Origin of the sequence: Sphingobacterium sp. UBA7253, assembly GCF_002472745.1 — a bacterium.
Taxonomy (GTDB): Bacteria; Bacteroidota; Bacteroidia; order Sphingobacteriales; family Sphingobacteriaceae; genus Sphingobacterium; species Sphingobacterium siyangense.
Map to the genome: position 1 here is coordinate 41,067 of NZ_DKSP01000077.1, position 11,731 is coordinate 52,797.

At 40.0% G+C, this 11,731-nt stretch carries 7 protein-coding genes and 1 riboswitch; of the genes, 5 read left to right on the forward strand and 2 right to left on the reverse strand.

Translation table 11 applies throughout. The features are described from left to right. Positions 1-38 precede the first annotated feature (38 nt). Positions 39-3,389, reverse strand: a complete 3,351-nt coding sequence (locus B2X72_RS07685; protein ID WP_286848908.1) for a UvrD-helicase domain-containing protein — start codon at positions 3,387-3,389, stop codon at positions 39-41. A gap of 360 nt (positions 3,390-3,749) precedes the next feature. On the opposite strand from B2X72_RS07685, the gene B2X72_RS07690 reads away from it, so the two are divergent. From B2X72_RS07690 to B2X72_RS07710, 5 genes are all read left to right on the forward strand, one after another. Beyond that, entirely contained in the window at positions 3,750-4,271 is a 522-nt protein-coding gene (locus B2X72_RS07690; RefSeq protein WP_075994449.1) for a 30S ribosomal protein S16, read from the forward strand. A 119-nt stretch (positions 4,272-4,390) separates the two neighbouring features. Beyond that, positions 4,391-4,915 (forward strand): ribosome maturation factor RimM, encoded by a 525-nt coding sequence (rimM, locus tag B2X72_RS07695; RefSeq protein WP_075994448.1) that lies wholly within the window; start codon positions 4,391-4,393, stop codon positions 4,913-4,915. A gap of 103 nt (positions 4,916-5,018) precedes the next feature. Then, the gene (locus B2X72_RS07700) at positions 5,019-5,870 is read left to right on the forward strand and encodes a hypothetical protein (RefSeq protein ID WP_157698588.1); all 852 of its coding nucleotides are present in this window, start codon (positions 5,019-5,021) and stop codon (positions 5,868-5,870) included. Between the two features lie 217 nt (positions 5,871-6,087). Continuing rightward, a riboswitch (SAM riboswitch) is annotated at positions 6,088-6,190 on the forward strand. A gap of 70 nt (positions 6,191-6,260) precedes the next feature. Continuing rightward, complete coding sequence (gene metF / locus B2X72_RS07705) at positions 6,261-7,217, forward strand: methylenetetrahydrofolate reductase [NAD(P)H] (protein ID WP_088163184.1); 957 nt, start codon at positions 6,261-6,263, stop codon at positions 7,215-7,217. Positions 7,218-7,481: 264 nt separating this feature from the next. Next, positions 7,482-10,508 carry a DUF2723 domain-containing protein gene (locus tag B2X72_RS07710; protein ID WP_286848912.1) on the forward strand — a complete coding sequence of 1,009 codons (3,027 nt, stop codon included), beginning with the start codon at positions 7,482-7,484 and terminating at the stop codon, positions 10,506-10,508. A 149-nt stretch (positions 10,509-10,657) separates the two neighbouring features. Here the strand turns inward: B2X72_RS07710 and B2X72_RS07715 are convergent, their stop codons facing one another. Further along, positions 10,658-11,323, reverse strand: coding sequence for an OmpW/AlkL family protein (locus tag B2X72_RS07715; protein WP_088163182.1), 666 nt, complete (start codon positions 11,321-11,323; stop codon positions 10,658-10,660). Between the last annotated feature and the right edge of the window lie 408 nt (positions 11,324-11,731).

Consider the following 11,731-nt stretch of genomic DNA (forward strand, 5'->3'; position numbering starts at 1 on the left):
CTGCTACTAATTTTAGAAAGGCTGTCTGCATCGTGCTATTATTTTACTTCAGTTAATTGATTTGATTTCGCATAATAGAGATAGGCTTTAACGTTGTTATAGCCAAGGTTCTCCAAATTCTTTTTATAGTTGTCGACTTGGTACTTGTGCCCGATATAGTCTGTCTGTGTGAATTTAAAATCCAGAACGATTGTTTCTTCCACGGAGGTGAAGACTTTATCTGGACGAATGGTCTCACCCTTGGCGGTAATAATGCTTGCTTCATTCCAGATTTTATAGTTTCCGGTGAGCCATTTATTGATTAGGGGGTGCTTCCAGATCTGATTGATCTCCTGCATGAGAAAAGGCTCTTCCTCTTTGGAAAGGATTCCTTCCTGGATCAGTTGGCGTACCAGTTTATGGATGTCTTCTTCCTTTGAAATTTGAGCCATAATATCGTGGGCCAATATGCCGTACTGCGCGGCTTTCTCGAGCATCATAATATCATTGATGTTACGTGTACTGGATTTCTCTAAGGCCATTTCTAATTCTTTGGAAATGGGGTAATGGCGAAGGGAAATAATATTGTCTTTTTGAGCCTGATGTTTTTTTTGTTCGATCGTTTGATCGATGTATACACCTTTTTCTTCCAGTGCAAACGGAGCTATCGGGCTATCTAAGACTTGATAGAGCACATCGCTGATATATTCGTCTTTAATATCATATCCTGTAATTTCACCTGTTTTTTTGTCAACAGATTCTTTAAAGGAAGGTGCCGTAATATAGAGGTGTTCAACAGCACGTGTTGTTGCTACATAGAATGTGTTGAGGGCATCCATGTAGTTGAACAGCATTTCTTCAAAATATTGCTTGAAAAATACAGATTTGCCGACTGTAGATGTATATTTTATTGGAATTTTTCCCAATTGGGCAAAAGGAGTATCCGAAGTCTCTATCCAAAAATCGCCATTGATCATGCCATCGAGATCCCATGAACAGAATGGAATCATCACAACGTCATAGGCTAGACCTTTTGATTTGTGGATTGTTGTTACCTCGATCGCATTAATTTCTCCGTTGGAAGGGAGCACCGCCCGGTTGCCATCTTCTTCCCAAAACTCCAGGAACTGTATAATGCCACGTTCGCCATTGGTGGAGAAAGCTGAGATCATATCTTTGAACGCTAGGAGGTAAGGGAGGTGGATATTGTCTGTGGTGGTGAAACCGTAGATTTCAATGAGTTTTTCAATTAAATGAACTAAAGGCTGTTTCTGCGCCATTTCCCAGGAGTCAATCAGCGCCTCAGGGAGATAATCTTTAAGTGCGCGGATGTCATTGCCGGCAAATTTTAACCATGCATTCTGATCGATTGTCTTATTTTGAATATGCTGGTATAGATAGCCCATCTTTGCTTTATGGATGGTATGTTTGTCCGAATTATAGACTAAAGCCTTCAACGTTTCGATCAACAATAGTACAGCATCATTGCTTGCTAAGGATAATGCATCACCAGATATCACTTCAAATGTAAGCTGCTGCTCTTTTTTGAAGTCCATGAGCTTTTGGATGACCAATTTAGCCTGCACATTACTCCGTACCAGGATACCGATCTGCTGCGCCTGATATCGTCCACTACCGAGCCAGTCGCCTATTTTCTGACATAGTTGGAGTAGCGATTCTTCAATAACCTGATTTCTTCTGTAGCGTCCATCAGAGACAGGAATGTAAGAGATTTCGATAGATCCTAATTGCTCAAGTTTCCCTTTTTTATGTTCAGGTATTTCCTGTTGGCTGTTTTCATAAGCTTTGACCAGCATCGTGTCATTGCCAGTAGAAATCCACCACTGTTTACCTTCTTCATCAAGGCTTTCGAATACTTTTTCATTCAGTACCTGTTGCAGATGCTGGGGAATACTGCTAAAGAGGTAATTGTTTAAATGGATGATATTTGGAAGACTTCTAAAATTGGTGTCAAGGCTTCCGTTTTCGATAAAGGTGGTTCTGCTATCCTCGTCTAAGTGAAAAGTATGACCAACCTGTTGTTCTACCTGTTGCAGGAGTATGCGCCAATCCCCATTTCGCCAGCGATAAATACTCTGTTTGACGTCCCCAACGATCAGGTGTTCGCTGATTGTGCCTTTGGCATCTGCCAATGCATTGATCAGTAGTGGACTATAATTTTTCCACTGAATACGCGAGGTATCCTGAAATTCGTCAAACAAAAAGTAGTTAAAACGATTGCCGATCTTCTCCCAGATAAATGTTGGATCGCTATTTTCATCAAGTCCGAGTTTGTTTAATAAAATCTGCGAGTCGGAAATTAATTGAGCACCATTATCCCGCCGCCATTGCGTCAGTAAGTCGCTCATTTCCTTGAGCAGGCGTAGGTAATAGAGATTACTTTGTACCGCTTGATAAGCAATGTAAGCCGATAGATTATCGTGTAGCTTTTGGAACGATGCCAGAATGGGGCTGAGTGCGGCGATAAGATCATGCCGTATATTTTTGTCACTATCTGTAAAAGCATCTTCATTGTCGATCAACTGGAGATACTTTTCCAGTACCTTGGCAATTTCGGAAGCGCTCAGCTTTTCCGTTTTTTTATTGGTTTTGCTAGCGGAGATTATTTTATTGCGCGATTTACCTTTAAGGTCACTTTCGGAGATATTAAAATTCCTGAATGTTTCACTAAAGGCTTCAATTGTCATGGAGAGCGCTTCCGTGAAGGAGTTTATCTTCTGTTCAACTTCCTGATTGAGGAGATTAAAAACCTCCTTTGGATTGGCAGAATTGATGTAGCCATCAAATTCCTGAAAATTTTCAGAGAAAATAAGACTTGCCAAACCCATTAGTTGTTGGCGGTAGTTCCAATTTTCATTTTTTGCTATTTTCTTTTCCGCATAAGCGATAATCCAATCCAGTAGGTCGGGTCGTTCATCCAGCAATTGATTAAGCATGACTGTCAGGTCATTTTTCACTTTATTGACATTCATTTCAATCTTATAAGCAGCATCAAGATTGAGTTCATACGTAAATGCACGAATGACTTTTTGGGAAAAACCATCAATTGTACTTATGGTAAAATGACTGTAGTCATGTAGGATACGTCGATACACCCGAAAAGCTTTCTCCTGTACCAGATGCGGATTCCAGTCTGGCTGCTGCTGGAGTAAAAGCTTTCTGAAATCTTCAATTTTAGGACTCCGATTGCCTGTTGCCAAGCCATGGAGTACCGAGAGGATACGTTCCTTCATCTCGGCGGTTGCTTTATTGGTGAATGTCACCGCCAAAATCTCCTTATAGCTATTCTCGTTGGAGAGTAGGAGTGTGAGATAGTGTAAAGTCAAGCTAAAGGTTTTTCCCGAACCGGCCGAAGCTTTTAGTATTTTTAATGGCGCAACAGATTTCATAGAATGAAGGTAGAAAGTAAAAAGTGAATTGGCAAAAATGTCGATGACTATTTCGAAGGTACTGTACCCAAACGGTTCATCCTGCTTACCGATTTGGTAAAGATGTCCTTTTGAAGGAAGGAACTGTTTTTTGTCTTGATTTTTGAAAAGTTTGTTGTAGCTTCCGTATGGAAGCAAGAAAAGATGAAGGTCTAAGGGGCAGGTATTACGGTTGAAAGAGCTTGTTGAAAGAGCTAACCCTGTCGTTTTCAGTGAAGTTTTATTAAATTATAATGATGATTAGAAAAAAATAACTATCTTTGCATCCCCTCTAGTATGAAGCTCGGGGGATATGTTGAATACATAAAATAAAATTAAAAAATGGCAACTAAAATCAGATTGCAAAGACACGGTAAAAAAGGACGTCCTTTTTACCACGTAGTCGTAGCGGATTCTCGCGCTCCACGTGACGGTAAATTCATCGAACGTATTGGTTCTTACAACCCAAACACAAATCCAGCAACTATCGTTTTGGATTTTGAAAAAGCTTTGGATTGGATGAATAAAGGTGCTCAACCAACTGACACTGCTCGCGCTATCCTTTCTTACAAAGGTGTTCTTTACAAAAAACACTTGCAAGGTGGTGTGAAAAAAGGTGCTTTTGATGAAGCTGCTGCTGAAGCTAAATTTACAGCTTGGACTGAAGCTAATGATGCAAGAATCTCTGGTAAAAAAGATGGTTTAGCACAAACTAAAGCTGAAGCTAAAAAAGCTGCTTTAGTGGCTGAAGCTAAGAAAAAAGAAGAAAAAGCTGCTGCTGTAGCTGCTAAAAATGCTCCTGTAGCGGAAGAAACTGCTGCTGAAGAGACTGAAGCTCCTGCATCAGAAGAAACTGAAGGTTAATTCTTTCATAAAGTATTCGAGAAAGCCGACTCAATCTTGAGCCGGCTTTTTTTGAAACAGCCAATAGGCTAATCGTTTGCCAAATCATGTCTCACAGCTAATCGCTAAATACGAAATATATGACTATTGATCAAAGCTTTTACATCGGTTACATCAGTAAAACAAGAGGTCTTAAAGGAGAAGTACAACTATTTTTTGAATTCGAGGAATACGAGAGTTTGAATATCGATGTTGTCTTTGTGGAAGTGAACAAAAAACTTGTTCCTTATTTTGTTGATACCATTAAATTTCAAAAAAATAGTACAGCGTATGTGACATTTGAGGATGTGGATCATATCGATAAGGCTCAAGTACTTGTACGTAAAAAGCTATATCTTTCCAATGATAAGATGCCCGAGCGCGATCCAGATGATTTTAGATATACTGATTTAATCGGTTTTTTAGTGATTGATGAAAACCATGGTGAATTGGGGCAAATAACAGATGTTCAGGAATTTCCACAACAATTTGTCGCTTCGGTAAATATGGATGGCAAAGAACTGATGTTCCCATTGTCCGATGATTTGATCTTAGGAATCGATGGCGAAGAGGAGATCATTGAAGTTGAATTGCCAGAAGGCTTGGTGGATCTTTATAAAGAATAAGCATATCCCCAAGCTTATTCAAATAAATAGCGGTACACGAATTATTGCAGTAATTTCTTATCTTGGTCTGTATATTATTACTGGCCATAATTATTGATTTATTTTGAAACCGTTATTACTGCTGCTATTCCTATTCTCGTTGTCTTCTTGTGCTTTCTTTGGGAAGAAAAAGGACTTTCCTGAAGGCAATTACCAAATGATATTGGGCTATTCAAATGAGGAGTATCATAAAGTAAAAAGAGAATCACCCCAAAATGTGGAGGCAGATGTCTATGGTAATGACCCTACGATATACCGGTCCTTTCTCTCCCTCCATGATAAAGACAAATTTGTCATGGCGATCGATGATATCCTACTCTTCGGTAAGTATAGATTCGACGGCGATCGATTAGAATTGACCGATGAGAAAAAGGGTAGTCTCGCTTTGGATATTGTTAAGGTAAAAAACGATTTTGTTCAGCTGAGAGGTGATTTTTCACAGTTTAGCTCAGCACGTGTGCCCACAAGTGAAAAACTTTATATCAACTTTGCGTTAGATAAAACCCCTATCCGGGAGACCCCGAGCAAATTTGATAGCCAAGTGAATCTATGGCGAAATGCCCCTGTAAAATCAGAAAGTGAAATGGAGATAAAAGCCAGGGCATTGAATTTTGTAGATTATTCTATCGCTTATTTCCAGCACATATCAAGTTCAGGCACACATCACGATTATCGAATGGATGGTGTTGAATCACCCATTATTTATGCTGAGAATGGCATTGTGCTCAAGGCATGGGCAGATGTTCCCGATTCTTGGAAAGAGTTATTTTACAACGAAAAAAATGCATTAATCGCCTACAAATATTTATTTGATGGTTTTAAATATGGATCGAAAGAGGAGTACCATGTTACGGGACTCTTACTGATTACATTTTATCTCAAAAATCTACGGAATTCCCTAGCAACGAATCTTTAGCCGATCCTGTTGTGACGTAGTCAATCTCTTCGCTGTCGATGATCCGCGATCGTTAATTTTATCTTTTTTTAGAGTCTTTTATATTTGGTGGAGCCTAAATTCCTGTTGTTGCCTGGGAATAAACCTGAAGCCGTATTTATTGCAATCTTTTTGCCGCTATTTTTGCTTTTTCGAAAAAATATTTTTGTCTTTTGATTTTTTAAAACGATATTAGCAACGCTTATAGAGAAAGGCCGAGGGACTAGACCCGTTGAAGCCTTAGCAACCTGTATTGTTCAAGGTGCTAAATTCTACCCTACTCCATGTGGGAAAGATAAGTTACATGTAGATAAACGATTCCTCGACGTGTGCGTTTCGATGTAAGCCAACCAAACTAAAAACAGTTTTTTAATGAAGATTATCGATCATATCCAGAATGCCAAAGGAAAAACATTGTTTTCTTTTGAGCTATTGCCACCGGCGAAAGGGCAGGGCATCCAAAGTATTTTTAAAACCATGGATGAACTGATGGAGTTTAAACCTCCTTTTATCGACGTAACCTACCATCGGGAAGATTATATCTATAAAGAGCATGCGAGTGGATTACTGGAACGCGTTTCCTATCGTAAACGTCCTGGGACAGTGGCGATATGTGCTGCAATCATGAATAAATATAAAGTAGATGCGGTGCCCCATTTGATATGTGGTGGTTTTACAAAAGAGGAAACTGAAAATGCATTGATCGATTTGAACTTCCTGGGGATAGATAACGTCTTGGTATTGCGGGGCGATGCACGTAAGGGCGATGCCGATTTTATACCGACCGATGGTGGACATGCCTTTGCAACAGACCTACTGGAACAGGTAACTGATATGAATAAAGGAAAGTATCTGCATGAAGACATTATCACATCGGAAAAGACTGATTTTTGCATCGGTGTAGCGGGTTATCCCGAAAAGCATTTTGAATCGCCAAATTTCAATACTGATTTTAAATACCTGAAACAAAAAGTCGATATGGGAGCAGAGTTTATTGTGACTCAGATGTTCTTTAATGTTGAAAAATATAAGGAGTTTGTAACAAAATGTAGGGACAATGGAATCCATGTGCCTATTATTCCAGGATTGAAACCACTGACAACGAAAAAACAGTTGGTTACCCTACCAAGGATATTTCATTTAGATATTCCGGAGGAACTGAGCGATGCTGTTTCAGCATGTAAAACGAATGCCGACGTTAGACAAGTAGGTGAAGAGTGGTTGGTGCAACAATGTCAGGAGCTGATTAAATTTGGCGCTCCGGTATTACATTTCTATACGATGAGTAATCCTGGTCCAACAAAGAAGATTGTTGAAAAACTAGCCTAACTCATAAAAATAAAACGAAAAGGGAGCGCATAAGCTCCCTTTTTTTATGGTAGTATTCGTTGTGAAAGCCTAAAATATGTCCAGAATTTTGATAGTGTGGTTTAGGTCGATCTCTATATTTAGGGTTTAATAGCCTGTTTGGTTTAATAGCCTGTTTATAGTCAGATACTTGTGTTAAATAGTGTTAATTAACTTATTGGAGTCAGGATAACTTTTTAACTTAAAGTGCTAAAAAAGATTTTAACAATAGACCAAATTGACCTTATGACGTACACTAGATTAAATTCTCTACTCGGCTTTGCTTGCGGACTAATTGCTACATGTGTATATATCTCCACCGTTGAAAAGACGGTAAGCTGGTGGGATTGTGGTGAATTTATTGCCTGTGCCTACAAGCTGGAAGTGGCACACCAACCGGGAGCACCATTATTTCTTCTTATTCAGAATATATTTTCCAACCTGGCTTTGGGTAATGCAGGTAAAATCGCCTATTGGATGAATATTGGATCCGCAATCTGCAGTGGGCTTACTGTTACATTTTTATTCTGGACAATAACAGCAATTGCCAAAAAGATACTCAACAGGCAAGAGAAAGTTCAATTATCGAATTATTTCCAAATTTTTGCTGCGGGCTTAGTTGGTGCAATGGCTTTCTGCTTCAGTGATTCATTCTGGTATTCGGCTGTTGAATCCGAGGTATATGCGATGTCTTCATTGTGTACTGCGATTGTTTTTTGGGCAATTTTAAAGTGGGAAGTCCGTGCAGATGAGGAAGGTAGCGATCGTTGGCTGGTGTTTATTGCTTTTGTTATGGGCCTTTCGATCGGAGTGCACCTATTAAATCTGTTGGCAATTCCGGCTATAGCGATGGTTGTCTATTTCAGAAGAGCAGGACAGGTTAATGCGAAAGGTACAATAAAAGCTTTCTTGGTAGGAGTGCTGATCTTGGGGGCTGTTTTGTGGGGAATTATTCAATGGTTGGTCGGTCTCGCAGCTAAGGTAGACCTCTTATTTGTAAATTCATTAGGTTTAGCCTTTGGCTCAGGTATCTTCTTCTTTTGTCTGTTGTTGGGGTGCTTCCTCATTTATGGGCTATATTATTCTTATAAAAAGCGGCAATACACACTGCACACCGGGCTGCTGGTCTTTTGTTTTATTCTATTTGGTTATAGCTCCTATACCATGGTTTTAATCCGTGGAAAAGCCAATCCGTCGTTAAACAATAATGCGCCGGACAATGTGTTTTCTTTTTTGGGTTATCTGAGCCGGGAGCAATATATCCGGGAACCTTTACTCAAAGGACCCAATTATGATTCACAAGTCGTTGGTGTCGAGAGTAAAACCGGTTATCGCAAAGATGAATCAGGGTATATTCCTTTTAGTCAGGTCGATAAGTATACGTTTGATAAGGAAACTTTCTTTCCCCGCATATATAGTCAAGATGGAGCCCATCAGGCTTATTATAGGAGTTACCTCAATTTGAAGGAGGGGCAGCAGCCACAGTTCTCGGATAATTTTAAGTTCTTTTTTAATTTTCAACTGGGTGATATGTATACCCGATATTTCTTGTGGAATTTTGTCGGTAGGCAGAATGACAGGCAAGGGTATGGGACCTATAGTGACGGCAACTGGTTGTCGGGGATTAAACCATTGGATAATTGGCGTTTGGGAGGGCAAGATAAAATATCCCAATCACAGGAGCATGACCCGAGCCGGAATACCTATTTTTTCCTTCCATTGCTACTGGGAATAGCCGGAGCGATCTGGTTGTATCGAAACAATAAACCTTATACCTTGGTCTTGACCTTACTTTTTGTGTTTACGGGAATAGCGATCGTTGTTTATCTCAACCAAACTCCTATGCAACCTCGGGAACGAGATTATGCTTACGTAGGATCTTTTTATGCGTTTGCGATCTGGATCGGACTGGGAGCAATAGCATTTGTTCGGTTTCTCAATCGTTTTGTACAAACACGGTATGCATTAGCGACAGGTATTTCTTTCGCTTTATTGGGCGGTCCCATTATTTTGGCCCATCAAAATTGGGATGATCATAATCGTTCTGAAAAATCGCTGGCAAGGGATATGGCACGTAATTATTTAGAATCCTGCGCTCCAAATGCTATTCTATTTACCTATGGAGATCATGATACATTTCCTGTATGGTATTTGCAAGAAGTGGAAGGAGTACGTCCGGATGTTCGGGTTGTGGTATTAAGTTATCTGACTGGCGATTGGTATATGCAGCAGGCGAAGCAACCGACGTATCAAGCGGCAGGTCTTCCCGTGACGATCCCAGCTGAAAAGACAAAAAAAGGCGTTCGTGATTATATCCCTTTTGTGGATAGACAGCTTGATAATGCGGTGGATATACAGCAATTATTGCAGTTTGTCACATCGGATGATCCGGAGTATAAAGTTCAGCTGAATTCAGGTGATATGGAAAACTATTTCCCTTCCAAGAAAGTCCAATTGCGCGTTGATAAAGAGGAGGTGGTTAAGAAAAATGCGGTTCCGGCTTATTTTCAGAGTGCTATTGTTTCTGCAATGGAATGGGAAATTCCGAATGATCATCTGACCAGGGCGGATTTAACCCTGTTATCGGTGCTTGAAAATAACCATTGGGACAGACCGATATATTTTTCGAACATGTTGCCAAGTGACATTAAATTGGGCTTGGATAAATACCTGGTCAATGAGGGCTTTACTTCCCGATTGATGCCTGTCGCTGCTACAGATCAGTCGACAGGAAAACGAAATGAGCAGGCCGGGCTAGTTAACATGGAAGCATTATATAACAATATTATGCATACATATCAGTGGGGCAATGTTAAAAATGCACAGTATTTAGATACCGATTCGTTTCGCTTTACAAGTATGTACGCTCGTGATATATTTGGAAAAGCCGCCCGGATGCTCTTGGCCAATGGTCAGGTCAAACAAGCTGGGGAAGTAGCGAAAAAAGCATACGATCAATTACCCGATCGCGTATATGCGATGTCGGATGCCATCAATTATGCCGATATTATCGACAGTCTATATCGTTCGGGACAACCTCAGCTAGCCAACAGGATGATGGACCGAAACCTTGATTATGTTGCTGAAAATATGGAGTATCTACATCAGTTGGTGTCGGATAAGAAAAACCTGAGCTTCGAGTGGAATGATATTCAGACCGGTTTGGACTCGGTGGACCGGTACAAGGCTATTTTATTGGAAGCAAAAGATACCAAGCGACTGGCACGTGTTGAGCGCTTGAGACAGCAATATCAAAATTGGTACGGAGTATAATAATTTTGATGACATACTGAACCAAATTTATGCAGTCTGCCTAAACGGCAAATTGACTGCTATACTTGAGGTAAAAAAACCAGATGAGGCCTCTTCTAAAATATTGGAAGAGGCCTCGATACATATAGGATAGGGAATGAGCCAAATGATTAGAATTTCATGCCGACGCCAAAGCCGAGCAGGAAGGGATTGATGTCAACTTTTGCCGGTATGGATAAGTTAGGTGCAAGATTTGATGCATCAACATTGACATCTGTTTTTAAAAGAATATACTTCGCATCCAAATTCACGAAATATTTTTCAGATAGCTTAAAATCAATTCCCAGCTGAGTCGCAAAACCGAAAGCATTATCGTATTTTACATTTTTTACCGTTTGTCCCGCGTTGACGCTATAGAATATTGTATAATTTATTCCTGCACCTACATAAGGTTTAATGGCACCATCGGGGAAGAAATGATACTGAGCTGTCAGTGTCGGAGGAAGGAGCCATACACTGCCAAGATCGACATTGCTGGATGAACTGCCACCAATGGCAGTTAAATTTGAGCCGGTTGTATTAACTTTATGTTTTGTAGTCCCAAGAATCAATTCCGCCGCAATGTTTTTTGTGAAGAAATAAGTGAAGTCCAGTTCAGGAATAAATTTTGTATTGATGTCGACGTCTCCGCCTATAGTATTAATATTGGCCGATTCGTTTGGCATGACTGTCACACCTCTGAGTCTCATTTGCCAGCGTTGATTAGGGATTGTTTGTGCCTGTAAACTTAGTGCGCCTAGAGTGAGTGTCAGTGCAATTAAAAGTAGCTTTTTCATATCATTAAGGGTATTTTGTTTGCTGTAAAACTATTGCTAAAATCACGACAAAAGAGTGACGATAATCAGGTTGAAAAATGAATGATACGATGTTTTTCTTATTGCAGATGATGTACCTTTATAAATTACTGCTGTAAAAAAGGGGAAGGACGGGAAAGGTAAATCATCTGTTGTAGGTTTTCAGTTCGAAGAAAGTAAATGGGCAGGCATTTATCTAGCTTGAGGATAGGCGAACCTGATAAAAGGTGGTCATTTTCGAGCAGGAGTGGACCCTTTGTGAAGCTTTATGCTATGAGAGCTGATGTTTCAAGAGGTTGACAGAGGTGTAGTTTAGCAAGATTAATGGGGATATAAATCCGGCATGTTGGAGAATATTGGGGATAAGAATACACTATAAAAAGAAGAGGT